Origin of the sequence: Herbidospora sakaeratensis (genome assembly GCF_001570525.1) — a bacterium.
GTDB classification, from domain to species: Bacteria; Actinomycetota; Actinomycetes; order Streptosporangiales; family Streptosporangiaceae; genus Herbidospora; species Herbidospora sakaeratensis.
In genome coordinates this window covers 455835-478383 of record NZ_BBXC01000009.1, presented here as the reverse complement: position 1 = coordinate 478383, position 22549 = coordinate 455835, and the positions used below count along the sequence as shown (strand labels likewise).

Annotated in this window: 27 protein-coding genes, 1 tRNA gene and 2 riboswitches; of the genes, 16 read left to right on the top strand and 12 right to left on the bottom strand. The window is 70.3% G+C overall.

The window, feature by feature from the left end; translation table 11 throughout:
• The first annotated feature begins 1 nt into the window (after position 1).
• The 6 genes from AW271_RS12200 (at position 2) to AW271_RS12175 (ending at position 6026) form a co-directional block, all read left to right on the top strand.
• The gene (locus tag AW271_RS12200; protein ID WP_062336002.1) at positions 2-766 is read left to right on the top strand and encodes a 3-oxoacyl-ACP reductase; all 765 of its coding nucleotides are present in this window, start codon (positions 2-4) and stop codon (positions 764-766) included.
• Positions 763-1464 carry a gamma-glutamyl-gamma-aminobutyrate hydrolase family protein gene (locus AW271_RS12195; RefSeq protein ID WP_062336000.1) on the top strand — a complete coding sequence of 234 codons (702 nt, stop codon included), beginning with the start codon at positions 763-765 and terminating at the stop codon, positions 1462-1464. The genes AW271_RS12200 and AW271_RS12195 overlap by 4 nt, the downstream gene beginning before the upstream one ends.
• A 16-nt stretch (positions 1465-1480) precedes the next feature.
• Positions 1481-1578, top strand: a riboswitch (glycine riboswitch).
• Positions 1579-1673: riboswitch (glycine riboswitch) on the top strand.
• 33 nt (positions 1674-1706) lie between these two features.
• Positions 1707-2777, top strand: a complete 1071-nt coding sequence (gene gcvT / locus AW271_RS12190) for a glycine cleavage system aminomethyltransferase GcvT (RefSeq protein WP_062336432.1) — start codon at positions 1707-1709, stop codon at positions 2775-2777.
• Positions 2774-3163, top strand: coding sequence for a glycine cleavage system protein GcvH (gene gcvH / locus AW271_RS12185; RefSeq protein WP_062335998.1), 390 nt, complete (start codon positions 2774-2776; stop codon positions 3161-3163). Before gcvT ends, gcvH begins: the two co-directional genes overlap by 4 nt.
• Positions 3164-3173: 10 nt before the next feature.
• Positions 3174-4550, top strand: a complete 1377-nt coding sequence (locus AW271_RS12180; protein ID WP_062335996.1) for an L-serine ammonia-lyase — start codon at positions 3174-3176, stop codon at positions 4548-4550.
• Positions 4551-4604: 54 nt separating this feature from the next.
• The gene (locus AW271_RS12175; protein WP_062335994.1) at positions 4605-6026 is read left to right on the top strand and encodes a hypothetical protein; all 1422 of its coding nucleotides are present in this window, start codon (positions 4605-4607) and stop codon (positions 6024-6026) included.
• Here AW271_RS12175 and AW271_RS39620 read toward each other — a convergent pair.
• Together AW271_RS39620 and AW271_RS12165 are read right to left on the bottom strand one after the other, a co-directional pair.
• Positions 5952-6449 (bottom strand): hypothetical protein, encoded by a 498-nt coding sequence (locus AW271_RS39620; protein ID WP_062335992.1) that lies wholly within the window; start codon positions 6447-6449, stop codon positions 5952-5954. The genes AW271_RS12175 and AW271_RS39620 overlap by 75 nt on opposite strands.
• Before the next feature lie 11 nt (positions 6450-6460).
• Positions 6461-7048: a DUF6286 domain-containing protein gene (locus AW271_RS12165; protein WP_157554036.1), complete on the bottom strand. Its 588-nt coding sequence runs from the start codon at positions 7046-7048 to the stop codon at positions 6461-6463.
• 98 nt (positions 7049-7146) lie between these two features.
• On the opposite strand from AW271_RS12165, the gene AW271_RS12160 reads away from it, so the two are divergent.
• A complete protein-coding gene (locus AW271_RS12160) occupies positions 7147-8304 on the top strand; it encodes an amino acid deaminase/aldolase (RefSeq protein WP_062336430.1) in 1158 nt (385 codons plus the stop codon).
• Positions 8305-8427: 123 nt separating this feature from the next.
• Here the strand turns inward: AW271_RS12160 and AW271_RS12155 are convergent, their stop codons facing one another.
• The gene (locus tag AW271_RS12155) at positions 8428-8775 is read right to left on the bottom strand and encodes a DUF3618 domain-containing protein (RefSeq protein ID WP_062335988.1); all 348 of its coding nucleotides are present in this window, start codon (positions 8773-8775) and stop codon (positions 8428-8430) included.
• A 117-nt stretch (positions 8776-8892) separates the two neighbouring features.
• Between AW271_RS12155 and bcp the strand changes: the two genes are divergently transcribed.
• The 3 genes from bcp (at position 8893) to AW271_RS12140 (ending at position 10567) form a co-directional block, all read left to right on the top strand.
• Positions 8893-9363 carry a thioredoxin-dependent thiol peroxidase gene (bcp, locus tag AW271_RS12150; RefSeq protein WP_062335986.1) on the top strand — a complete coding sequence of 157 codons (471 nt, stop codon included), beginning with the start codon at positions 8893-8895 and terminating at the stop codon, positions 9361-9363.
• Positions 9364-9400: 37 nt separating this feature from the next.
• Positions 9401-9474 (top strand) — tRNA-Leu (locus AW271_RS12145).
• Between the two features lie 505 nt (positions 9475-9979).
• Complete coding sequence (locus AW271_RS12140; RefSeq protein ID WP_062335984.1) at positions 9980-10567, top strand: hypothetical protein; 588 nt, start codon at positions 9980-9982, stop codon at positions 10565-10567.
• 47 nt (positions 10568-10614) lie between these two features.
• Here AW271_RS12140 and AW271_RS12135 read toward each other — a convergent pair whose 3' ends face one another.
• The 6 genes from AW271_RS12135 to AW271_RS12110 form a co-directional block, all read right to left on the bottom strand.
• Positions 10615-10887 (bottom strand): hypothetical protein, encoded by a 273-nt coding sequence (locus AW271_RS12135; RefSeq protein ID WP_062335982.1) that lies wholly within the window; start codon positions 10885-10887, stop codon positions 10615-10617.
• Between the two features lie 101 nt (positions 10888-10988).
• On the bottom strand, positions 10989-11192 hold the full coding sequence (locus AW271_RS12130; RefSeq protein WP_062335980.1) for a hypothetical protein: 204 nt from the start codon (positions 11190-11192) through the stop codon (positions 10989-10991).
• 412 nt (positions 11193-11604) lie between these two features.
• The gene (locus AW271_RS12125; RefSeq protein ID WP_062335977.1) at positions 11605-12006 is read right to left on the bottom strand and encodes a type II toxin-antitoxin system death-on-curing family toxin; all 402 of its coding nucleotides are present in this window, start codon (positions 12004-12006) and stop codon (positions 11605-11607) included.
• Positions 12003-12203, bottom strand: coding sequence for an Arc family DNA-binding protein (locus AW271_RS12120; RefSeq protein ID WP_062335975.1), 201 nt, complete (start codon positions 12201-12203; stop codon positions 12003-12005). Before AW271_RS12120 ends, AW271_RS12125 begins: the two co-directional genes overlap by 4 nt.
• A 276-nt stretch (positions 12204-12479) precedes the next feature.
• Positions 12480-13607: a hypothetical protein gene (locus tag AW271_RS12115; protein ID WP_062335973.1), complete on the bottom strand. Its 1128-nt coding sequence runs from the start codon at positions 13605-13607 to the stop codon at positions 12480-12482.
• A complete protein-coding gene (locus tag AW271_RS12110; protein WP_157554035.1) occupies positions 13600-15357 on the bottom strand; it encodes a DUF2339 domain-containing protein in 1758 nt (585 codons plus the stop codon). Before AW271_RS12110 ends, AW271_RS12115 begins: the two co-directional genes overlap by 8 nt.
• Before the next feature lie 147 nt (positions 15358-15504).
• Here AW271_RS12110 and AW271_RS12105 point away from each other — a divergent pair, with 147 nt between their 5' ends.
• Together AW271_RS12105 and AW271_RS12100 are read left to right on the top strand one after the other, a co-directional pair.
• Entirely contained in the window at positions 15505-16575 is a 1071-nt protein-coding gene (locus AW271_RS12105) for a beta propeller repeat protein (protein ID WP_062335969.1), read from the top strand.
• 74 nt (positions 16576-16649) lie between these two features.
• Positions 16650-17339 carry an SDR family oxidoreductase gene (locus AW271_RS12100; RefSeq protein ID WP_062335967.1) on the top strand — a complete coding sequence of 230 codons (690 nt, stop codon included), beginning with the start codon at positions 16650-16652 and terminating at the stop codon, positions 17337-17339.
• Here AW271_RS12100 and AW271_RS12095 read toward each other — a convergent pair.
• Together AW271_RS12095 and AW271_RS12090 are read right to left on the bottom strand one after the other, a co-directional pair.
• The gene (locus tag AW271_RS12095) at positions 17327-17899 is read right to left on the bottom strand and encodes a TetR/AcrR family transcriptional regulator (protein WP_062335965.1); all 573 of its coding nucleotides are present in this window, start codon (positions 17897-17899) and stop codon (positions 17327-17329) included. The two genes, AW271_RS12100 and AW271_RS12095, sit on opposite strands and share 13 nt — an antisense overlap.
• Before the next feature lie 34 nt (positions 17900-17933).
• Positions 17934-18410 carry a MarR family winged helix-turn-helix transcriptional regulator gene (locus tag AW271_RS12090; protein ID WP_062335963.1) on the bottom strand — a complete coding sequence of 159 codons (477 nt, stop codon included), beginning with the start codon at positions 18408-18410 and terminating at the stop codon, positions 17934-17936.
• 87 nt (positions 18411-18497) lie between these two features.
• Between AW271_RS12090 and AW271_RS12085 the strand changes: the two genes are divergently transcribed.
• Positions 18498-19073: an NADPH-dependent FMN reductase gene (locus AW271_RS12085; protein WP_062335961.1), complete on the top strand. Its 576-nt coding sequence runs from the start codon at positions 18498-18500 to the stop codon at positions 19071-19073.
• A gap of 5 nt (positions 19074-19078) precedes the next feature.
• Here the strand turns inward: AW271_RS12085 and AW271_RS12080 are convergent, their stop codons facing one another.
• Positions 19079-19684 carry a hypothetical protein gene (locus AW271_RS12080; RefSeq protein ID WP_062335959.1) on the bottom strand — a complete coding sequence of 202 codons (606 nt, stop codon included), beginning with the start codon at positions 19682-19684 and terminating at the stop codon, positions 19079-19081.
• Positions 19685-19854: 170 nt separating this feature from the next.
• Between AW271_RS12080 and AW271_RS12075 the strand changes: the two genes are divergently transcribed.
• The 3 genes from AW271_RS12075 to AW271_RS12065 all read left to right on the top strand — a co-directional run bounded on the left by AW271_RS12075 (position 19855) and on the right by AW271_RS12065 (position 22546).
• A complete protein-coding gene (locus tag AW271_RS12075) occupies positions 19855-21036 on the top strand; it encodes a sensor histidine kinase (RefSeq protein ID WP_062335957.1) in 1182 nt (393 codons plus the stop codon).
• On the top strand, positions 21033-21710 hold the full coding sequence (locus AW271_RS12070) for a response regulator transcription factor (RefSeq protein ID WP_062335955.1): 678 nt from the start codon (positions 21033-21035) through the stop codon (positions 21708-21710). Before AW271_RS12075 ends, AW271_RS12070 begins: the two co-directional genes overlap by 4 nt.
• A gap of 92 nt (positions 21711-21802) precedes the next feature.
• Positions 21803-22546: an ABC transporter ATP-binding protein gene (locus AW271_RS12065; RefSeq protein WP_062335953.1), complete on the top strand. Its 744-nt coding sequence runs from the start codon at positions 21803-21805 to the stop codon at positions 22544-22546.
• Positions 22547-22549: the final 3 nt, after the last annotated feature.

Genomic DNA, 22549 nt, shown 5'->3' with positions numbered 1-22549 from the left:
CATGCAACGCTTGCAGGACCGGGTCGCCGTCATCACCGGCGCCGCCGGGGGAATCGGGCTGGCGACCGCGCGCAGGTTCGCCGAGGAGGGCGCGCGACTCGTGCTCGCCGACCTCGACGAGGAGGCCGGGCGGCGCGCGGCCGAGGAGGTCGGCGGCCTGTTCGTCAGGGCCGACGTGTCTCAGGAAGACGACGTGGTCCGGATGTTCGCCACGGCCTTCGACGAGTTCGGCAGCGTCGACATCGCGTTCAACAACGCCGGCATCTCCCCCGCCGACGACGACTCGATCCTGACCACCGGCATGGACGCCTGGCGGCGTGTGCAGGAGGTCAACCTGACCAGCGTCTACCTGTGCTGCAAACACGTGATCCCGTACATGCAACGGCAGGGCAAGGGGTCGATCATCAACACCGCCTCGTTCGTGGCGGTCATGGGGTCGGCGACCTCGCAGATCTCCTACACCGCGTCCAAGGGCGGGGTGCTGGCGATGACGCGCGAGCTGGGCGTGCAGTTCGCCCGCGAGGGCATCCGGGTCAACGCCCTGTGCCCCGGCCCGGTCGACACCCCGCTGCTGCGGGAGCTGTTCGCCAAGGACCCCGAGCGGGCCCAGCGCCGTCTGGTGCACGTGCCGCTCGGCCGGTTCGCGCGGGCCGAGGAGATCGCCGCCGCCGTGGCGTTCCTGGCCTCCGACGACGCGTCGTTCGTCACCGCCGCCGAGTTCCTCGTCGACGGCGGCATCTCCGGGGCGTACGTGACGCCCCTGTGAGGCCCGTCATCGGCATCACGTGTTACGCCGAACCCGCGCGTTTCACGGTCTGGCACACCCCCGCGGCCCTGCTGCCGTGGGACTACGTGAGGCACGTCGAACGAGCCGGGGGGCAGCCGGTGATCCTGCCGCCCGCCGGTGACCCGGGCGAACTCGCCGGCCGTCTCGACGGCCTGATCGTGGCCGGGGGCGGCGACGTCGACCCCGGCCGGTACGGGGCTCCCCAGCACGCCAAAACCGGATATGTCCGAGAATTTCGCGACGACGCGGAGTTCTCTCTGGTCAAAGCGGCGCTGGCGGAACGGCTCCCGATCCTCGGGATCTGCCGGGGCCTCCAGGTGCTCAACGTCGCGCTCGGCGGCACGCTGGTCCAGCACCTGCCCGACGTGTGCGGCACCGACCGCCACTCCCCCGCACCGGGGGTCTACGGCCGGGTCCCGGTCCGCCTCGAAGATCCGCTGCGACGGCTTTACGGCACCGACCTGATCACCCCCGCCCACTACCACCACCAGGCCGTCGAACGCCTGGCGCCCGGACTCACGACGATCGCGCGCGCCGACGACGGCACGATCGAGGCCGTCATGCTCGACGAGACGGTCTGGGCGGTCCAGTGGCATCCGGAGGCCGACGAGGAGGCTCCGGTGTTCGGGTCGTTCGTCACCCGCGCCGGGTTTCGCCCGGCCATACGGGGCAGATAGGCTGACCGCACACCATTGATCCCGCGCGGGAGAGCGCCCTGGCAGCCGGCCAGGGCCCCTGAAGGAGCAAGCCCTCCCCGCGAACCTCTCAAGGCAAAGGACCGTGCGGGCGAGGTGTCCTCTGGAAAGCAGGCCGGTGGCCTCGCCGAAGGTGAAAGTCCGGCAAAACTCGGGCGAAGCTCTCAGGCACCCATGACAGAGGGGGAGGATGCTGACATCCGACCTTATTCGAGGTGCGCTTCATGTCCCGACCGACCCCGCTGCACGAGGTGCACAAGAGCCTCGGCGCGACCCTGACCGACTTCGCCGGCTGGCTGATGCCGCTGCGCTACGGCAGTGAGTCGGCCGAGCACACCGCCGTCCGCACCGCCGCGGGGCTGTTCGACCTGTCCCACATGGGCGAGATCCACGTGACCGGCCCGGGCGCCGCGAGCGCGCTCGACTACGCGCTGGTCGGCAACGTGGGCGCGCTGGAGCCGGGCCGGGCCCGCTACACGATGATGTGCGACGCCGGCGGCGGCATCGTCGACGACCTGATCGTCTACCGGCTGGCCGCCGACGAGTTCATGGTCTGCGCCAACGCCTCCAACTACCTCCGGGTGGCCCGCGAGCTGACCGGCCGCGCGACCGGCTTCGACGCCGTGGTCGACGACCGCTCCGACTCCTACGCGCTGCTGGCCGTCCAGGGCCCGCACTCCCAGGAGATCGTGGCCGGGCTCACCGACGCCGACCTGGCGAACCTCAAGTACTACACCGGCCTGCCGGGCACGGTCGCGGGCGTCGAGGCGCTGATCGCCCGCACCGGCTACACCGGCGAAGACGGCTTCGAGCTGTTCGTCGGCGCGGGCGACGCGGTGAAGTTGTGGGGCGCGCTCATGGAGGCCGGCGCCGCCGAGGGCCTGGTGCCCGCCGGGCTGAGCGCCCGCGACACCCTGCGGCTGGAGGCGGGCATGCCGCTGTACGGCAACGAGCTCACCGCCGCCACCACCCCCATGGACGCCGGTCTCGGCAGGGTCGTGCGCTTCGACAAGCCGGGCGACTTCGTCGGCCGCGCCGCGCTCGACGGCTCGGAGCCGACGAAGCGCCTGGTCGGCCTGGTGATGAAGGGCCGCCGGGTGCCCCGCCACGGCTTCGCCGTCGTCGACGCCGACGGCGCCGTGGTCGGCGAGGTCACCAGCGGCGCCCCGTCGCCGTCGATCGGCCGGCCGATCGCCATGGCCTATGTGACAACAACCCCCGCCGCCGTGGACATCCGCGGCTCCCACGAACCGGTCGACGTCGTTGACCTGCCTTTCTACAGGAGGAAGAAGTGAGCAGCATTCCCGACGAGCTCAGCTACACCAAGGAGCACGAGTGGGTGGCCGGGCTCGACGACGGGCTGACCGTCACCGTGGGAATCACCGCCTACGCGGCCGAGCAGCTCGGTGACGTCGTGTTCGTGCAGCTGCCCGAGGTCGGCCGGCAGGTCGAGGCGGGCGAGGCGATCGCCGAGGTCGAGTCGACCAAGTCGGTCAGCGACATCTACGCCCCCGTCGGCGGCGAGATCGTGGCCGTCAACACGGCGCTCGACGAGGACCCCTCCCTGGTGAACAGCAATCCCTACGCGGACGGCTGGCTGTTCGAGATGCGCTCCAACGGCGCGACCGAAGACCTGATCACCGCCGAGGAGTACGCCGCGCTGATCTCCGGCGACAGCTGATCGTCCGCCCATGGCGATCAGCGTCTTCGACCTGTTCAAGGTGGGCATCGGGCCGTCCAGTTCCCACACGGGCGGCCCGATGGCGGCCGCGCACAAGTTCGCGCGCGGCCTGCTCCACGACGGTCTGCTGGAGAAGACCGTCAGGGTCCAGGTCATCCTCTACGGCTCCCTCGGCCTGACCGGCAAGGGCCACGGCAGCGACAAGGCCGTGCTGCTGGGCCTGTCGGGGGAGAAACCCGAGCTCGTGGACGTCGACGCGGTCGACGGCAAGCTGGCCGCGATGCGGGCGGCGGGCACGGTGTCGCTGATGGGGCAGCGTTCGGTGCCGTTCGTGGTCGGCGACGACCTGGTGTTCGAGCGCAAGATCTCGTTGCCGCACCACCCCAACGGCATGCGGTTCACCGCCTGGGGCGACAGCGGCGACGTGTTGCGGGAGAAGGTCTACTACTCGGTCGGCGGCGGGTTCGTCGTCGACGAGAACGCCACCGGGGCCGACCGCATCAAACCCGACGACACCCCGCTCCCCCATCCGTTCACGACGGCCGGGGAGCTGCTGGCGCAGTGCGCCGAGACGGGGTTGTCGATCTCGGGGCTGATGATGGCCAACGAGCGGGCCTTCGGCCGTACCGACGAGCAGATCAAGGCGCAGCTGCTGCACCTGTGGCGGGTCATGGACGAGTGCGTGCGGCGCGGGTCGTCCCGCGAGGGCGTGCTGCCGGGCGGCCTGAAGGTGAAGCGCCGGGCCCACCAGCTGCAGCGCCGCCTCCAGAGCGAACCGGCCGACGGCGACCCGCTCCAGGCGATGGACTGGGTGACGCTGTTCGCGCTGGCCGTCAACGAGGAGAACGCGGCCGGCGGGCGCATCGTGACCGCGCCGACCAACGGCGCGGCGGGCATCGTCCCGGCGGTGTTGTCCTACTACACCCGGTTCATCCCGGGCGCCGACGACGACGCGGTGGTGCGGTTCCTGCTCACGGCGGGCGCGGTCGGCGTGTTGTTCAAGGAGAACGCCTCCATCTCGGGCGCGGAGGTCGGCTGCCAGGGCGAGGTCGGTTCGGCCTGCTCGATGGCGGCGGCCGGGCTGACCGAGGTGCTGGGCGGCACGCCCGAGCAGGTGGAGAACGCGGCCGAGATCGGCATCGAGCACAACCTGGGGCTGACCTGCGACCCGATCGGCGGGCTGGTGCAGATCCCGTGCATCGAGCGGAACGCGGTCGCGTCGGTGAAGGCCATCGCGGCGGCCCGGATCGCGCTGCGCGGCGACGGGAAACACTTCGTCTCGCTCGACAAGGCGATCAAGACGATGCGCGACACCGGCCGGGACATGCACGCGAAGTACAAGGAGACCAGCCGCGGCGGGCTCGCGGTGAACGTCATCGAGTGCTGAGAAAGTTCTGGGTGTTCCCATTGGGACTGGCGGTGAAACCCCGACAGTGCTGAAATGTCCACCGGAAAGGCGGTGGACATCATTTCCGCAGGCAAGTTCATCCGGACCCACTGGCTCTTCGTCGCCCTCCTGGTGTCGGGGATTGTGATCCGGGTCATCGCGAGCCTCGGTTACCGTCCCGCGCTCTGGTTCTGGGCCGACTCGTTCTCCTATCTGAGCTCGGCCCTGGACCTGCGCCCGCTGGAGTCGCGGCCCTCGGGCTACTCGCTCTTCCTCGCGCCGTTCCACTCGGTCGTCGCCCTCGTCACCGTGCAGCACCTGCTCGGGCTGGGCATCGCCGTCTGCCTGTACGCCGTCCTGCGCAAACGCACCTTCCTGCCGGCCTGGGCCGCCGCCCTGGCGACGGCGCCGGTGCTGCTGGACGCGTACCAAATCCAGCTCGAACACCTCGTGATGGCCGACCTGCTGTTCACGTTCCTCGTGGTGGCGGGCGTGACGCTGCTGCTGCTGAACCCGCGCAGCTGGACCATGGTGATCACCGCCTTCCTGCTGCTGGCGTTCTCGGCGATGACCCGCACGCTCGGCCTGCCGCTGATCGGGGTGGCGGCGGTGTGGCTGCTGATCGCGCGGGCGGGCTGGCGGCGGGTGCTGGCCGGGGCCGGCGCGGCCGGGGTGGCCGTGGCCGGATACGCGTTCTGGTACAACGCCGCCTACGGCAGCTACGGCCTGGGCAGCAGCAGCGTGTGGCTCTGGTCGCGCACGATGACCTTCGCCGACTGCGGCCGGATGAACCCGCCGGAGGACCTGAAGGTGCTGTGCCCCGACATCGGGCCCCGGCTGGCCGCCCCGGCGTACATCTGGGACCCGCATTCGCCGATCATGAAGACCGGCAAGCAGCGCGACGAGATGGCCTCGGAGTTCTCCATGCTGGCGCTGCGCAGCCAGCCGCTCGACTTCCTGATGACGGGCCTCGGCGACGCGATGTGGGCGTTCCGCTGGGAGCGGGTGGTCTACCCGTCGCCGGGCACCCAGAGCGCCTACCAGTTCCCCGAGTACGTCAAGCCGCTCACCGACAAGCTCGCCTCGGCCGGGCGGTCGGCCCCCGAGCTGATGCAGCAGTACCAGGGCAGCCGCGCCGACACCCAGGTCGTCGAGCCGTTCGCGTCGTGGACGCGCGCCTACCAGCGGCACGTCTACCTGCGCGGCCCCCTGCTCGGGGCGGTCTTCGTGTTCACCTTCCTGGTGATGATCATCAGGTTCCGGGCGGCGACCCTGCTCCCGCTCGGGTTCGCGCTCACCCTCCTGCTGCTGCCCCCGCTGGTCGCCGCGTTCGACCATCGGTACGTCGTCCCGGTCGTGCCCCTGGCGTGCCTCGCGGCGGCCTGCGCGGTGGGGTGGCGGTCACCCTCGGCGAACGTGCAGCGTGACCAGGACAGGAAAGAGCGGGTCCCGGCCGGCCGCGCCGCGCACGCGTGACACCGCCTCGGTATCGACCCGGGAGACGACCTCGTCGAGGGGGGCGCCGGGGAGGCAGCGTACCGAGACCCGGAGCTGCTCCTCGCCCACGGCCCGGACACTGATCTTGTCGACCCCCGGCAGGTCCTTGAGCGCGATGGCCAGCGTGGCGGTGCCGTAGCCGTGCCGCACGCCGTCCTTGCCCAGCCCGAGCGAGCACACCAGCCAGCGGGCGGCGACGGACACCAGCAGCACGACCAGCGCGGCGGCGATCGACCGGGCCCACGGGTGCGCGGTGAACGCGGCCAGCTCCCCGATCTTGTACTCGGCCCGCGCGTCGGAGGCGAACAGCACGTAGTTCCCGCCGGTCACCAGCACGACGCCCACGACCGCCAGCCCGAGACGGTCGCCGTAGGGGGTGCGCATCTTCTCCGCCACCTGCATGTCGCCACTCCTCATGAGCTCTTCCGGCGCAGCCGGACGACCACCTCGTGGCGGCCGTGCACGCCCAGGCCCTCCAGCCGGTCGCCGACGGCGGCGCCGACCTCCTTGAGCAGCCCGCCGGTCCGGTTCCCCCTGGTCAGCACGGTCACCTCGATCTGCCCCCGGCGCACCCGCACGAAGGCCAGGTCGACCCCGGAGACGGTCATCGCCACGGCGACCAGCGTGCGCTTCAGCCCCGCCCGGGTCAGCCCCATGACGAGCCCGTCGTCGGACACCTCCAGCGGCACCAGCCGCGGCCGCCCCGGGATCATCGCCAGCAGCACCAGCACGGTCCCGGTCACCACCATCAGCGACCCCGTCAGCGCGACCAGCGGCTCGCCCCAGGCCAGCCCGAGCACGCCGGGCAAGCCCGACCAGCCCGTCGGCCACCCCGCGAACGCGCACACCATCTCGCCCACCAGCGCCGTGCCCAGCACCACCAGGGCCCCCGCCACGCCCGCGCCCGCCGGGGTCCGCCCCGGCCGCAGGGCGCGCATGGCCGTGCGGCGGCGGTCCCGGCGGCGGTCCTTGGTCGTCCGGATCTCGTCTACCGCGCTCATGGTCACCCAGGGATACACGCCCGGACGGCCGCGATCAGCCCGCAGGGCCCGGATGACTCGATCTTGTGCCAGGTTTTGCCGGGACTAGAGTGCTCCCCATGAGCGACCGGCAGCGATACGACCAGGCCACCGCCCATCTCGACCCCCCGCTCGCCGTCGTCGACCTCGACGCGCTGGCCGCCAACGCCCGGTCGATGACCGACCGCGCCGCCGGCACCCCGATCAGGGTCGCGTCGAAGTCGATCCGCTGCCGAGAGGTGCTCCACCGCGTCCTGGACCTGCCCGGCTACCAGGGAGTGATGGCGTTCACCCTGCCCGAAGCCCTGTGGCTGGCCTCCTGCGGCTTCCGCGACATCCTGGTCGCCTACCCGACCACCGACCGCGCCGCCGTCGCCGCCCTGGCCGCCGACGAGCACCTGAGCCGCGAGATCACCGTGATGGTCGACTCCCCCGAGCAGTTCCCCCTGCTGACCGGCCGCCACCCGATCAGGGTCTGCCTCGACCTGGACGCGGCCTACGTCCTCGGCCCGTTCCGCGCCGGCGCCCTGCGCTCACCGGTCCGCACCCCCGAACAGGCCGCCGACCTGGCCCGCCTGATCGGCAGGACCCCCTCGCTGCGGCTGGTCGGCCTGATGGCCTACGAGGCGCAGATCGCCGGTCTGGGTGACCGCATCCCCGGCCCCTACGGGATGGCGGTCCGCTTCGTCCAGCGCCGCTCCCGCCGCGAACTGGCGGTGCGCCGGGCGAAGATCGTGGAGGCGGTGCGCGAGGTGACCGACCTGGAATTCGTCAACGGCGGCGGCACCGGCAGCCTGGAGACGACCACCCGGGAACCCGCGATCACCGAGGTCGCGGCGGGCTCGGGCTTCTACCACCCGACCCTCTTCGACAGGTACCGCAACTTCACCGGCCGCCCGGCGGCCCTCTTCGCCCTCCCGGTCGTCCGCCGCCCGGGTCCGGGCGTCGTCACCGTCCTCGGCGGCGGCTACCCCGCCTCGGGCGCGGGCCCCGGCAGGGCCGCCCTCCCCCACCTCCCGGAGGGCCTGCGGCACAACGGCGACGAGGGCGGCGGCGAGGTGCAGACCCCACTCCACGGCCGCGCCGCCGACGACCTCAAGATCGGCGACCGGGTGTGGTTCCGGCACGCGAAGGCGGGCGAACTCTGCGAACGCTTCGACACCCTGCACCTGATCGAAGGAGACCAGGTGACCGCCACGGTCCCCACCTACCGGGGCGAAGGCCGAACCTTCCTGTAAAGGGTCTTTCTTCCGTTACGGCTCCGCCTGCCCGGCCCCGCCCGCCGTCTCCGGACCTCTCCGTGAACGGCGCCGACCGGCCGCGCCCGGTTCGCCCGGCGACGCGGAGCACGGGCGAACCGGCTACCGCCTCCGGCGGCGACGCATGATCACGATGGCCGCCCCGACCACGACCACCACGCCCAGCCCGATCAGCACCGGCGCGATGGGCGAGGCCGGATAGTCGTCGTCCCACGGCTCGTCGGCCGCCGGACGGTGGCCGTTGGGGCTGTGCGCCTGCCCCACCATGTCTCCTATGGTCGACACGACCTGCTCGGTCTGCGCCCTGACCTGCGACTTCACCTTGGCGACACTGCGACCGGCGACCTTCTTCGGGCTGACCCGGTCGGCGATCGCGTCGACCGTCTTGGCCAGTTCGGCGCGAGTGCGCTCTATACGCCGCTCAAGCGTGTCCGGATCGGGCTCGGCCATGGGGTCGCCTCCTGTCACAGGGTGTGTTCGATCAAGTCTGCCAGGTGCGGGCCGCGCATCCCGCAGCGGCCGAACCGGTAGTTTGTTCGGGTCGAGACACACCGCAACGGAGGCGACATGACCCAGCGACTCGAACCCGGCGACGCCGCCCCCGGCTTCACCCTGACCAGCGCCGACGGCGACGAAGTGTCGCTCGACTCGCTCCACGGCAAGCGAGTCGTCCTCTACTTCTACCCAGCGGCGATGACTCCAGGCTGCACCAAGCAGGCGTGCGACTTCCGCGACAACCTGAGCGCGCTCACCGGCAAGGGCATCACCGTCCTCGGCGTCTCGAAGGACAAACCGGCCAAGCTCCGCCAGTTCGCCGAACGCGACGCGCTGACCTTCCCGCTGCTGTCCGACGCAGACCTCGAAGTCCACAAGGCCTACGGCGTCTACGGCGAGAAGCAGAACTACGGCAAGACCATCATGGGCGTGATCAGGTCGACCTTCGTCATCGACCCCGACGGGAAGATCGAGAAGGCGTTCTACAACGTCCGCGCGACCGGGCACGTCGCGCGACTACTCAAGGAACTCGGGGTTTCCTGATGCCCAACGGCGGGAGGTAGGATCACTTCCGCCCAGCGGGGTTGTAGCCCAATTGGCAGAGGCACATGACTTAGGATCATGCCAGCGCGGGTTCGAGTCCCGCCAACCCCATTTTCGGAACGGCTCGTGGGCGGCGCCTTCGGCGCCTTTCGCGAGCCGTTCCTCATTCACCCGGGGGGACGACCCCCCGAACCCCCCGATACGAGAGGGCTTCGCCCCCTCGCGCTCCCCCTGGTGCGCTTGCGCGCCCCTGGCGTCGCTGTCGCTCCGGGTCGCTGCGCTCCGGGCGAAGGGCTCCGCCCCTCGCGCTCTCTGGACGGGCCTCGCTTCGCTCGGGTCGAGCTCGCTTCGCTCGGGGTCGTTTGGGCTTCGCGATGACTCGGGACGCGGTCAGGGGAAGGGGGCTGAGCTGGTCGAGGGCGCCGCAAACGTTGCGAGGCTCGGGGTTGTTGCCCGGCGGATCGGCAATCGCGGTGATCTTTCCGGCGGCTATTTGGGCTGACGTGCGCGGTCGTCGCTCAAAGCGCCTCGTCGCATGACGCGATGCTGCCGGCCGATGCCGGTCAGCAGGGGCGGTGACTGGCGGAGATGACGTACCCGCCGAGATGATGAGACCGTGCCGAACCTCGACTTTTACGCTGCTGAAGACGATTGGGCCGCGGTCATCGAGGTCGTTTTCGACATTGGCTTGTTTCGCGTTTTCGAAAGAGCCTCGGAGCCTGGCCGGGAGTTGCGGGAGTTTCACGACCCTCTGGACGTTCCTGACAGTCGACCAGCGCGGCACCTGGCTCTGTTCGTCGTGGGATCAGGGCCGGATCCCGTGGCCAGGTGGGTCGACCGGCATCCTGGTGATACGACCTTCCACTACGTGTACGAAGGCTGGGGCATTGTGCAACTCGACTACGGCGGGCTGTACGGACCGCACGAGTTGCGATCGACCCATACCAATCACAATACGGAGAAGCGGGCCTTCGCCTGGGCCGCTGCTTCGCCGTCGCTCGGTGATCCGGCCGAATGGGACTGGGCGGCGGTGACACGTGCTTCCGGCCGCCTCAACCGGATCATTCGGCGGATGGCGGTGAGCAAGATCGGCTCCAGGCCGGTTCTGCCCCATGCTGCACGGCTCATCGCAGACGCCGGTTTGCATTACCAGTACGGCCTTGGGGTCCATGCCTCTCCGCTGCGCGAGGTGATCCCCGGTTGATCAAGCACCCCTTGCGTCGCGAGCCCGGGGTGATCATGCACAGCTTCTCAGGAGTCCGCTTGGTCCCCGGCCTCTTCCGCTCTCAGTTCCCGAAGGTTCTTGGCGATCACGGTCACATCGCCAAGTCTGCCGGCGGTGACGGCGAGGACCAATTCCTCGGCGGCATCGGTACCGATGAGGATCTTGCCGTTCAATTCCAGGAAGACGACGGCGCAGGTCCAACCGCCCTTCGTGAGCAGGTCGATGCGGCGCCCGGCCGCGCGACATTCTCCCATCTGAGGTAGATCGCCCAGGCCGCAGGAGAAGTGCGGCACCCCCACGTGGGGAGGCCGCGCCTCTCCGCGCAGGTTGCTTTGACCTGTGACATCTCCCCGTGCGACCTGCACACCCTACGGCGGTCCGGCCGTTGACTTCGCGGGGCTCAGCGCTGTTCGAACAACCTCAAGAATTCCAGTAGCTCGTCGTTGCCGAAGGAGTTCCTGCCTTTCCTGGACGTCGTCTCCCTATAGGTGGCTTCGGCGAACTGGTATGCCTGGTCGAGCGGCACGCCCTGGGCACGTTGCAGAGCCACCAGCGCCGTGATAAATGCGGAGCTCTCTCCGCCGTAAACACGTTCATTCGCCATTGCAAGATGGTATTGCCCCCGCCGAACCTCGATTACGAGGCCCTCGGTAGAGCAGCCGCTACCCGTTACGGGTCCGTCGCTGTTCTCGCGACCACTTTCGGAACGGCTCGTGGGCGGCGCCTTTGGCGCCTTTCGCGAGGCGCTCCTCATTCACCCGGGGGGACGACCCCCCGAACCCCCTGACATGAGAGGGCTGTCGCCCCCCTGCGCGCCCGTGGCGCCGCTGTCGCTCCGGGTCGCTGTGCTCCTGGCGAAGGGTTCCGCCCCTCGCGCTTCCTGGAACGGCCTCGCTTCGCTCGCTGTCCTTGTGAGGACGTCGGCCTCAGGGAGGGCTGGGTCGAGGAGGAATTGCTGGTCGACCGCATTCCGGGTGACCGTGCCCTGACCTGGAAGGTGAGAGCGTGTCGGTTTCTCAGGAGCCCGCTTGCTCTTCAGCGCTTCCCGGATTCAGCGCTCTAAGGGTCTTCGCGATCTCGGTCACGTCGTCGAGTTCGCCGTTGGTGACCGCGATGACCAATTGCTCAGCGGCGTCGGCATCGGTGCCGACGAGCGTCTCGCCGTTCAATTCCAGGAAGACGACCGCGCAGGTCCAGCCCAGCCGTTTGTTGCCGTCGACCAATGGATGGCCGATGATCAGGCTCTGCATCAGGGCCGCGGCCTTGGTCCACAGATCGGCGTAGGCGTTCTTGCCGAAGACGCTGGTCTGCGGGCGCAGAACGGCCACATGCAGGAGTCCGCCGTCACGCAGATCGGCCGAGGGCAGGATCTCCTCGGCGGCGGCCAGGACATCGGTCGTGGTCAGATAGACCGTCATTGGGACAGGCGGTGCAGCAGTTCCGCGTCTCGCTCGGCGACCTTACGGGCGATGGCCCGCACCGCACTCGTCTGACGGCGCGCCAGGTGCTCTTCGATCGCGATCACGATCTCGGTGTTCAGGCTGTTGCCGTCCTCCTCGGCCGCGGCCCGCAGCCGGCCGTGAACCCCATCAGGAAGTCGCAGTCGAAGCTCCATTCCATGATGGTACCCCCACGCGGTACCAAAGACTGGGATCACTGCCCCTGCTGGGGACGTACGCGACCTTCTGGTGCAGGGCAGCTGTCACGTTCTTCGTCGTTTACCGAGGACGACTTCCCCGACCTTCCCTACGAAAGGCTCACGCACCCTGGCGTCGCCGCGGCTCCTGACCCCCGCGCTTCTGGGAACCCTCGACTCCGAACATGGGTGTAGGCGGAAAAAGACGGGAATGCGACTGGCCCGACGTCCCCCGCATAAGAATCTGTGCGCCAATCAGGATTGGGTGGTTTCCACCTCTGTTACCCGGGCGGCTTCCGGGCCGGTGGCGGCGCGCACCTCGACGAAGTCGTTCTCGTTTCTGAGGATGGTGACGATGCCCGTCAGGAGCGTGTTCCGGCGGATCCGGTTGCGGGCGATCACCTGGCGGTCGACCGACAGGACCTCCGGATGGGCGTGCTCGTCGCGGGCCCACGTCCAGGCCCGGCCACTGACGCCGGGGTGGGGGCCGAGCAGGGCGGTGCTGACGTCGGACGCCGGTAACCGCAGCGTCGGAGCGCCATGGGGGTTGAGTTCCCTGCCGATACGGCGGCTGACGTGGAGCACGGCGGCGTAGTCGGCGAGCCTCTGCTCCGACCAGTCGCGAACGTTGTGGGGCAGGTTCCCCAGCATCGTGTAGGCGAGGTCGCCCAGGACGTCGTCGACTCTCCGGCCGGAGGCGACACCCTCCAGGTGGTGTCCGATGCGGCCGCTGAACTCGGCGGTGGGGATACGTCGCAGCTCGCGTGGTGGAGCGACGGATCTGATCAGCTTGGGCGGTTCGAGAGTGGCGGGCGGGTGGAAGGCGGGCCACTCCTCCCGTCCGTCCACGACCGAGGTGAGGTCCGGGCGGCGCTCGCGCATCCTGCCCAGGACGTCGTCGTGAATTGCGGCGGAGGCGGTGTCGGCCAGGGGCCAGAAGCGCAGCAGCCAGGGTTCCTCGACCGGTTCCAGGACGTCCGCGTCCCACGCGGCGGGCTCGGTTCTGACCGGTCCCACGTAGGCGCGCAGACCGTAGGCGAACAGGGGCGGGCCGAGGAGCAGCATCTGCGGCGACCGGTCGTGGCTCGGGCCGTAGGCGGAGACGGTCCCGCTGGGGCTGAGGTAGACGAGCTGACCGGCCGCCGTCCACGGCCCCTCCGGCGGGGGAGGCTGGCCGTCCCAGGCTTCCATGCGCACGGTCGCCCGGTAGGCATGTGCCGGACTGGCGACGTCCAGCTGGCCGAGGGCCGTCCCCTCGGTGCCGGTCGTGAGCAGGGCGGGTTCGGGCTCGTCCCAGAGGCCCGTCCCGTCCAGGAGCTGGAAGCGGCCGTAGGAGACGGGGACGTCGTCCTCCACGCGCCGGAGCAGAACCGGTTCACTCACTGGCGTACTCCCACGTCTTCAGCTTCAGCCGCTTCTTCGAGGTGCCCGGGAAGACCACGACGAGGTGTTCCTCCTCTTCGGCGAGCCGCACGTACACGCGCAGCCGGTAGCGCCCCTTGCCCTCGATCGCCAGGTTCGGCATCGGGGCGTTCGCGCCCACGTCGCCCCCGTCCGCCTCCGGCACGGTGAGGTTGCCGGTCGGGGTGGTGATCGGCACCTCGGTGACCTGGTCCCAGCCGGCCAGCCGCAGTGGGGGCGCGGTGCGGAACGCCTTCACGGTCAGGCAGAGGTCGATGACGTCCTCCAGGTGTCCGACGAGCACGGCGCTGCCGGCCACGCCGACCTGCGTGTTGTCGTCGTAGAGCCGCTCGACCGCCTGGTCGGCCCGGGTGTCGCCGGCCTCGTCCTCCGGGTCGTGGACGAAGTAGCCGTAGTCGCCGTCGGCGAACAGGGAGTAGTTGGCCGTGGCCTGGACGACGCCCTTCGTCCGGGGCCAGGGGTCGCGGCACCTGGCGTTCAGCTCGGCGATGTAGGCCCTGCTCGCCGCCTCCGCCTCTTCGGACGTGCGCAGCAGTTCGGGCTGGGTCGCGCCGACGATCTCGGGGCAGACGTAGACGAGGTCTCTCGAGTCCACTCCCCACGAGGCGCGTTCGCTCCCGGCCTCCCTCAGCAGCGCCTCCTGCTCCTCGCGGTCCTTCGCGTGGCACAACGCCCGCCCGTAGCCGAGGATCTGCTGGTCGGAGGTGGTGTGGGGGAACATGGGCGGGACGCCGCCCATCTCGCTGCGGGCCCGGCACACGAACACGTCGTCGCGTTCCTCGGGTTTCAGGTCGCCGAAGTTGCCGTCCCACTCGTCGCAGCCGATCGACCAGCCGCTGAAGGTGGTGCGCGGGTCCGACTCCGGCCGGATCAGCACGACGAGGGGCAACACGGTGACGGCCGCCACCGCGAGGCGGGCCGCCCGCCGCCGGCCGGGCGAGAGCGGCTCGGCGGGGAGGCCGCTGGAGGGCATCTCGCGGGCGGTCGCGGCCAGCCACACGGTGTGGACGAGCGCCGCCGCGTCCATGACGATCTGCGGGACGAAGGACGGGCCGGAGAAGACGTCCGACTCGGAGACGAAGGCCAGCGGATAGACCAGCACGTAGACGCTCAGCGACGACCAGCCGAGGATCAGCGTGCCGCGGCTCCACCGGCCGTCGCGGTGTTGCCCGATGATCGTCAGAACGGTCGCGGCCACTCCGCACACCATCACGACCAGCGCGCCGACGGCGCCCGGTTCGACGTCGAGCAGGTCGAGTTCGTCGAGCAGGTCGTTGGCGCTCGCGGCCAGCGTGACCGCGAACATCACCCCGGCCGCCGCGCGGAGCGGGCGCGCCCGCCAGCGGATGACGAGCAGGTAGAGCACGTCGATCGTGCCCCACAACACGAGGCTGAGCGTCAGGTCGACCTCGTCGGGCAGCCACATTAGCGGGAACCACAACACGAGGCTGTAGGCCACCGCCGCGTACAGCAGCCACCGCAGCGCCCTCTCCCTGTCGTTCAACAGGCCCGGCATGAGTGGTCGCAGGATCAGCCACAGAAGCGCGGCCTTCACCACGGCGGCCACGATCAACACGGCTTTGGTCAGTACGTCGAACCTGTCCGGGGCGATGAAATCCAGTTCCAGATCGGGCGCCGTCGTCCATTCGGCGGCCGTCCAGAGCAGGGCGTCACTGGACGCCAGACCCACGGCCGCCAGCACCAGAACCAAACCGACTATGCAAATTCTGAAAATCCGCCATAAAAGCACAGGAAGCGATCTTAGCGGGACAGCGAACTGCACTTTACCTATTGACCGTCAATATCCGACATAAGTCATTCCTGCAAATATCAACAGAAAAGCGGAGAAGCTGGCCCCATGAAACCCTCAGCCCGGATCGCGGCGGCCCTCGGGCTCGCCGCCGCCGCCATGACCCCCTCGCCCGCGCTCGCCGCCGACCCGGTCCTGCACGCCCATGCCCTCCCCGCCCTCCGCGCCGAGGCCGAGCTGATGGACGTCGCCGCGCCCGCCCCGAACCAGACCTGGATCGTCGGCTACCAGGCGCTCAAGCCGGGATATCCGGGCAACCCGGTCGTCCATCGATGGAACGGCCACCGGTGGGCCGGGTTCACCATCCCGAACTTCTCCAGCCGGGGCGTGCTGCGCAGCGTGAGCGCCACCGCCGACGGCGTCTGGATCGGCGGCGCCAAGGACGGCGCCGCCTACGTCGCGCAGTACGTCAACGGCGCGTTCACCCAGGTCGCCGCCCCGGCCGGGCTGCGGTCGGCGGCCCCGGAGCAGACCTCGGCGGGGGTGTGGTTGCCGGGCGACCCCCGCACGGGCGTCATCTGGCGGCGCGAAGGCACGGCCTGGGCCCCCTACGCCATGCCGATGCAGAAGGTGCTGGCGGTCCGGGCCCGGGGCGGCGAGGCCTGGGCGGTCGGCGACGACGACTCCGCCCCGGCCGTCGCCCGTTTCACCGGCACGACCTGGGAGAACGTCCCCTACCCGACTCCGTTCAGCGAGGGCGCGATCCTGGAGGACGTGCTGCCGCGTACCGCCGACGACGTCTGGGTCGTGGGGACGAACTACACCCGCGGCGAGCCCCGCCCGACCGAGCCGCTGCTGCACCGCTACGACGGCGCGACGTGGACCCCGGTCCCGCTGCCGCCCGAGGTCGTCGGGCTGAGCTCCATCGTGCGCGACGACGCCGGCACGGTCTGGATCTCCGGCCTCGCCCTGGCCCCGGACTGGGAAGCCCAGCCCCGGCCCGTGGTCATCGGCACCTCGCCCGACTCCATCGCGTGGACGGTCCTGGAGGTCCCGGGCGCCGGTGAGGGCGGCGTCCACCACGAAGGGTGGGACACCCTCGCCGTGGAGGCCGGCACCTCCCGCCTGTGGGTGCTGGCCGACACCCGGCCCGGCGGGCCGGTGCTCACCACGAGCTGACCGGCCACGATTTGCCCCCGGTAAACAGATCGGTTTACGCTGCTGGAAACAGGTCTGTTTACCGGAGGTTCCCCATGAAGATCCAAGACGCGACCGTGCTGGTCACCGGTGCCAACCGGGGCATCGGGAAGTCCCTCGTCGAAGAGGCGCTCGCGCGCGGGGCGGCCAAGGTCTACGCCGCCGCGCGCGACCCGCAGACCGTCACCACGCCCGGCGCCGTGCCCGTCAAACTCGACATCACCGACGCCGCCGCGATCGCCGAGCTCGCGGAGCGGCTCACCGACGTCGACGTCGTCGTCAACAACGCCGGCGTCACGCTCGGCACCTCGATCGTGACCGACGACCTTGAGACGATCCGCCGGGAGATGGAGGTCAACTACTTCGGGCCGTTGCAGGTCAGCCGCGCCTTCGCGCCCACCCTGACCGCCCGGGAGGGTCACCTGCTGATCGTCAACTCCGCGCTGTCGTGGGCCGTCGTCCCGGGCACCTCCTCCTACGCCGCCACGAAGGCCGCCTCATGGATGCTGGCCAACGGGCTGCGCCTGGAGTTGTCGCCCAAGGTCGGCGTGACCAGCCTCCACGTCGGCTACGTCGACACCGACATGGCCGCGCACATCGCCGACGGGAAGGTGCCGCCGGCCGAGGTCGCCCGCGAGGCGTTCGACGGCATCGAGAGCGGCGCCATGGAGGTGCTCGTCGACGGGACGGCCCGGCAGGTCAAGTCGGCGCTGTCGCTCGACCCCAGCGCGCTCTACGGGAGCTGAGCGTCGAGCAGGGTCCGCACGGCGGTCAGCAGGCTCGCGGGCATGGGCACCTTGCGGACCGACGCGTAGGTCATCGCGCCGTCGAACAACATCATCAGCTGCTCGCCCAACTGGCCGGGGTCGGCGGCCCCGGCCAGCGCGGCCTCCGCCTCGAAGTGGGCCTGCATGCGCTTCTTGTACGTCACCGCGGCCACCCGCACCGGATGCGCCGGGTCGCGGATCTCGGCCGCCGCGTTGAGGACCGGGCACCCCGGATAGTCGTCGACCTCCGACAACCGGCGGGCCGTCTCGAACACCGCCATGATGCGCCCGGCCGGAGACAACCCGGCGTCGGCCGGAGGCAGCAGGTCGGCCAGGACGCAGCCCATCTCCTCGGCCAGATAGGCCTCGATCAGGTCGTCCTTGGTGCGGAAGCGCTGGTAGAGGCTGCGCTTGGAGACCCCGGCCGTCTCCGACAGCAGGTCGACCCCGGTCACGTTGATGCCCCGGCCGTTGAACAGCCGCCGGGCGCTGGTCAGGACGCGGTCGCGTACGTCGTCGGAGGGGATCGTCTCTGCCATGGCCACCAGTCTACTGCGCGGGAAACAGATGGGTTTACTCGGCGTCGCAGACGTCGATGGCCCGGAGGATGTCTTCGGAACACCCGCGCAGGGAGGCCAGCCGGCTCTCGTCGAGGGCGTCGATCACCAGCTTCCGCACCGTGGCGACGTGGTCGGGAGCCAGCCTCACGAGGTGGGCGTGGCCCTCGTCGGTCAGGATCGCGTTGGTGAACCGCCCGTCGCACGGGTCGGGCTCGCGCCTGACGAGGCCGCGCTTCTCCAGCCGCCGCATCAGGTGGGACAGCCGCGACAGCTCCGAGTTGACCAGCACGGCCAGGCCGCTCATGCGCATGGTCCGGTCGGGGGCGTCGGAGAGCCCGGCCAGCACGTGGTATTCGACGAAGTTGAGCCCGCCGTCTCGCTGGAGCTGCTGCTCCAGGGCGGCGGGCAACCGGGCCAGCATGAGACTGAACGACCGCCAGGCCGCCAGCTGGCCGCTGCTCAGCCAGCGCACCTCGTCTGATGTGGTCATACTCACAGTCTAGGCTATGACTTGAACGTTCATGTCATTCGGGTCTAGTCTCCACTCGTTGAATCTTCAACTTATGAGGAGTACGAGATGAGCAAGCTGAAGATCGCCGTGATCCTCGGCAGCACCCGCCCCGGCCGCAACGGCAAGGCCGTGGCCGACTGGGTCATGACGCGCGCCAAGGAGCGCACCGGCGCCGACTACGAGCTCGTCGACCTGGCCGACCACCCGCTCCCCCACCTCGACGAGGCCTACCCGCCCAGCTTCGGCAACTACGGCGGCGACCACACCAAGGCGTGGGCGGCCACCATCGACGCCTACGACGGCTTCGTCTTCGTCACCCCCGAGTACAACCACTCGACCTCGGGCGTGCTCAAGAACGCCATCGACTACCTCTACAAGGAGTGGAACAACAAGGCCGCCGGCTTCGTCTCCTACGGCTCCCTCGGCGGCGCCCGCGCCATCGAGCACCTGCGCGCGATGCTCAGCGAGCTCCAGGTCGCCCACGTGCGGCAGCAGGTGTCGTTCTCGCTGTTCCACGACTTCGAGAACTTCACCCGCTTCCAGCCGTCGCAGATCCACGACGCCTCGGCCGACACCCTGTTCGACCAGCTCGAGTCGTGGGCGGGCGCGCTGCGTCAGGTGCGCGCGGGCGTGGCCGCCTGAGCGCCTTACGAGCGGGGGAACTCGCAGCGGAAACCGGTGTCGGTCCGCTCGCAGAACCGGGGGACGTTCTGCCGCGGGCCGGGCTGGTCGACGACCACCCCGAACCTGGGCCGCTCGTCGCGCCACGGCGGATCGACCGCGACCACCAGGAGGGCGCCGATGACGACGCCCACCAGGCCCGCGGCCAGCAGGGCGAACACGCCGAACCGGCGGCGGGGGGCCGGTTCGGAAGCGGAGACGGTACGCCACCCGGGGGCGTCCCAGCCGGCCCCGCCGGGTCCGAAGGCGTATCCGGCGGGCGCCTTCTTCGCGGCGGCGGAGCCGCCGAAGCGATAACGGGGCGGCGGGGGCGAGGCGAAGGCGCCCGTGCCGGGTGAAGCGGCGGCGGCCGGGACCGGATCCGGGCCGGCAGGTTCGGCGACGTGCGGGGGCGCGCCGAAAGCGCCCGCGCGGGCCGGGTCGGGGACGACGGAGTCGGTGCCATGAGAGGCGAAGGCGCCGGTGGCCGGAGGCGTCACGGCCGGGATCTCCCTGGTCGGAGAGTCGGCCGGGTCGCGCGGCGCGGTGTTCGTGTCCTCAGTGCCGCGCAACCCGGCGTCGTGATCCGTCATCGCGAATCTTTTCTCCCTTTAACACCCCAAGGATGCAGCTCCCGGGATTGATACTGCCTTATCGGCCGTAAGAGGCGCGTAAGCACCGTCCGGTCTGCGACCTGGGTCGTAGGGCCGAATCCGCCGCTAGGCGGACCGTGCCGGGAACTGCGCATACGTACTCTTGAGGCGTGCTCGGCAAGCTACGCGCCCTTCGGCGGCGACACCCCGCGTGGATAGACGCGCTGCTGGTGTCGCCGCTGGTGTTCTACTGCCTGCTGAGCGCCCCGGAGTTCGCGAACGGCTCCTACATGGGCGGCGGCAGGGCCATCGGGCTCTGGGGGGTGCTCGGGCTCTCGGTGGTGCTCGTCGGGCCGCTGTTCTGGCGGCGGCGCTTCCCGCTGCACGTCATGGCGTTCATCTCGGCGGTCAGCCTCCTGCAGTGGGTGACCGGGCTCGGCGCCCTGCCGGCCAACCAGGCCGTGCTGATCGCCATGTTCACGGTCGCCGCGTCGTGTGCGCTGCCGTGGGCGATCTGCGCCGGCCTCATCGCCGAGGTCGGGACCGCGATGGTGCTGCAGTCGTGGGGCGAGCTCGACCTTGAGCTCTTCGTCAGCGCGTCCGTGTTCGTCATCGCCATCTGGATCGGCGGCATCTACGTCAACATGCGCCGGCGCTTCGTGGCCAACCTGGTCGACCGCGCCGAACGGGCCGAGAAGGAACGCGACCAGCAGGCGCTCATCGCCACGGCCGCCGAGCGCGCCCGGATCGCGCGGGAGCTGCACGACGTCGTCGCCCACAACGTCAGCGTCATCGTCGTCCAGGCCGACGGGGCCGGGTTCGCCATCGACAGCGACCCCGACCAGGCCAAACGGGCGGTCGAGGCGATCTCGGCGACCGGGCGGCAGGCGCTGGCCGAGATGCGGCGGCTGGTCGGGGTGCTGCGCGACGACGAGGCGCAGTCGGAGGAGTACGCGCCCCAGCCGGGGCTCGGCCAGCTCGACGACCTCGTACGCCAGGTGCGCGCGTCCGGGCTGCCGGTGGACATCCGGGTGGACGGCACACCCGACCATCTCGCGGAAGGACTACAGCTGGTGATCTACCGGATCGTCCAGGAGGCGCTGACCAACACCCTCAAACACGGCGGGCCCGGGGTGAGCGCCACGGTCCAGGTCGTCTACGGCCCCCGCGACGTGCTGCTGCGCATCGCCGACGACGGCCGGGGCGCCGCCTCGGCCACGGGCGAGGGCGGCCACGGCCTCATCGGCATGCGCGAACGGGTCTCCATGTACGCCGGAGACGTGCACGCCGCCCCCAAGCCCGGCGGCGGCTTCCTCGTGGTCGCGCGCATCCCGGCCGGGGGCCCGCGATGATCCGGGTCATCCTGGTCGACGACCAGGAACTGGTCAGGGCCGGTTTCCGCATGGTCCTGGGCGCGCAGCCCGACATCGAGGTGGCCGGCGAGGCCGCCGACGGGGCCGCCGCCGTCGAGCTGGTCAAGGGCGGCCTGACCGCCGACGTCGTGCTGATGGACGTCCGGATGCCGCGCATGGACGGGGTCGAGGCCACCCGGCTGATCACCTCGCTGCCCAGCCCGCCCAAGGTGCTCATCCTCACCACGTTCGACCTCGACGAGTACGCCTTCGCGGCGATCAGGTCCGGCGCGTCGGGCTTCCTGCTGAAAGACGTGCCCCCGGCCGACCTGCTGAGCGCCATCAGGTCGGTGCACGACGGCGACGCCGTGGTGGCCCCCTCGACCACGCGGCGGCTGCTCGACCTCGTCTCCGCCTACCTGCCCGAGGCGCCCACCGCCCCCGAACCCGACAGCCTGACCGCGCGCGAGCGCGAGGTGCTCGTCCACGTGGCGCGGGGGCTGTCCAACGCCGAGATCGCGACCCGGCTCACCCTCGCCGAGGCCACCGTGAAGACCCACCTGGGCCGGATCCTGGCCAAGCTGGAGCTGCGCGACCGGGCGCAGGTGGTGGTCTACGCGTACGAGACCGGCATGGTCGGCCGAAAGTCTGACCCCCGGCTACCTCCCCGGTAGCGACACCGGTCCCCGGGGCGACCGGAGAACCAGCCGAAAGCCCTCCGGGCGACCGAAGAAAGGTCACGCGCGCGTCAATAGCGTTGCTGACCATGACGATGACTACCGACGTCCGCGCCGCCGTCGTGGCACGGGGGCTCAGCAAGACATACGGCCAGGGCGACGCCGCCGTCCACGCGTTGCGCGGCATCGACGTGAGCTTCGCCACCGGGGCGTTCACGGCGATCATGGGGCCGTCGGGGTCGGGCAAGTCCACCCTGATGCACTGCCTGGCCGGGCTCGACACGGTCAGCTCGGGGCACGTGCACATCGGCGACGCCGACATCACGACCCTGTCCGACAAGCAGCTCACGCTGCTGCGCCGCGAGCGCATCGGGTTCGTGTTCCAGGCGTTCAACCTGCTGCCCACCCTGACCGCGGAGCAGAACATCCGCCTGCCGCTGGAGATCGCCGGACGGCAGGCCGACCAGGTCCTGATGGACCGCGTGGTCGAGACCGTGGGGCTGCGCGACCGCCTGTCCCACAAGCCGAGCCAGCTCTCGGGCGGCCAGCAGCAGCGGGTGGCGGTGGCCCGCGCCCTCATCAGCAAGCCCCAGGTGATCTTCGCCGACGAACCCACCGGCAACCTCGACTCCCGCAGCGGGGCCGAGGTCCTGGCGTTCCTGCGGCGGTCGGTACGCGAACTCGGCCAGACCATCGTGATGGTCACCCACGACCCGGTCGCCGCCTCCTACGCCGACCGCGTGGTGTTCCTCCGCGACGGGCTGCTGGTCAGCGAAGTGACCCAGCCGACCCCGCAGAGCGTGCACGACATGCTGCTGAAGCTGGAGGCCTGAGCC

What these genes read in the sequence shown, in the direction of transcription:
- AW271_RS12200 (WP_062336002.1), top strand. Translation starts at nt 2, where the DNA reads ATGCAACGCTTGCAGGACCGGGTCGCCGTCATCACCGGCGCCGCCGGG.
- AW271_RS12080 (WP_062335959.1), bottom strand. Translation starts at nt 19,684, where the DNA reads ATGACGGATCACGACGCCGGGTTGCGCGGCACTGAGGACACGAACACC.
- bcp (WP_062335986.1), top strand. Translation starts at nt 8,893, where the DNA reads ATGACCCAGCGACTCGAACCCGGCGACGCCGCCCCCGGCTTCACCCTG.
- AW271_RS12085 (WP_062335961.1), top strand. Translation starts at nt 18,498, where the DNA reads ATGAGCAAGCTGAAGATCGCCGTGATCCTCGGCAGCACCCGCCCCGGC.
- AW271_RS12180 (WP_062335996.1), top strand. Translation starts at nt 3,174, where the DNA reads ATGGCGATCAGCGTCTTCGACCTGTTCAAGGTGGGCATCGGGCCGTCC.
- AW271_RS12165 (WP_157554036.1), bottom strand. Translation starts at nt 7,048, where the DNA reads ATGAGCGCGGTAGACGAGATCCGGACGACCAAGGACCGCCGCCGGGAC.
- AW271_RS12160 (WP_062336430.1), top strand. Translation starts at nt 7,147, where the DNA reads ATGAGCGACCGGCAGCGATACGACCAGGCCACCGCCCATCTCGACCCC.
- AW271_RS12155 (WP_062335988.1), bottom strand. Translation starts at nt 8,775, where the DNA reads ATGGCCGAGCCCGATCCGGACACGCTTGAGCGGCGTATAGAGCGCACT.
- AW271_RS12175 (WP_062335994.1), top strand. Translation starts at nt 4,605, where the DNA reads ATGTCCACCGGAAAGGCGGTGGACATCATTTCCGCAGGCAAGTTCATC.
- AW271_RS12100 (WP_062335967.1), top strand. Translation starts at nt 16,650, where the DNA reads ATGAAGATCCAAGACGCGACCGTGCTGGTCACCGGTGCCAACCGGGGC.
- AW271_RS39620 (WP_062335992.1), bottom strand. Translation starts at nt 6,449, where the DNA reads ATGCAGGTGGCGGAGAAGATGCGCACCCCCTACGGCGACCGTCTCGGG.
- AW271_RS12120 (WP_062335975.1), bottom strand. Translation starts at nt 12,203, where the DNA reads ATGGAGCTTCGACTGCGACTTCCTGATGGGGTTCACGGCCGGCTGCGG.
- AW271_RS12130 (WP_062335980.1), bottom strand. Translation starts at nt 11,192, where the DNA reads ATGGCGAATGAACGTGTTTACGGCGGAGAGAGCTCCGCATTTATCACG.
- AW271_RS12070 (WP_062335955.1), top strand. Translation starts at nt 21,033, where the DNA reads ATGATCCGGGTCATCCTGGTCGACGACCAGGAACTGGTCAGGGCCGGT.
- AW271_RS12095 (WP_062335965.1), bottom strand. Translation starts at nt 17,899, where the DNA reads ATGGCAGAGACGATCCCCTCCGACGACGTACGCGACCGCGTCCTGACC.
- AW271_RS12065 (WP_062335953.1), top strand. Translation starts at nt 21,803, where the DNA reads ATGACGATGACTACCGACGTCCGCGCCGCCGTCGTGGCACGGGGGCTC.
- AW271_RS12105 (WP_062335969.1), top strand. Translation starts at nt 15,505, where the DNA reads ATGAAACCCTCAGCCCGGATCGCGGCGGCCCTCGGGCTCGCCGCCGCC.
- AW271_RS12125 (WP_062335977.1), bottom strand. Translation starts at nt 12,006, where the DNA reads ATGACGGTCTATCTGACCACGACCGATGTCCTGGCCGCCGCCGAGGAG.
- AW271_RS12090 (WP_062335963.1), bottom strand. Translation starts at nt 18,410, where the DNA reads ATGACCACATCAGACGAGGTGCGCTGGCTGAGCAGCGGCCAGCTGGCG.
- gcvT (WP_062336432.1), top strand. Translation starts at nt 1,707, where the DNA reads ATGTCCCGACCGACCCCGCTGCACGAGGTGCACAAGAGCCTCGGCGCG.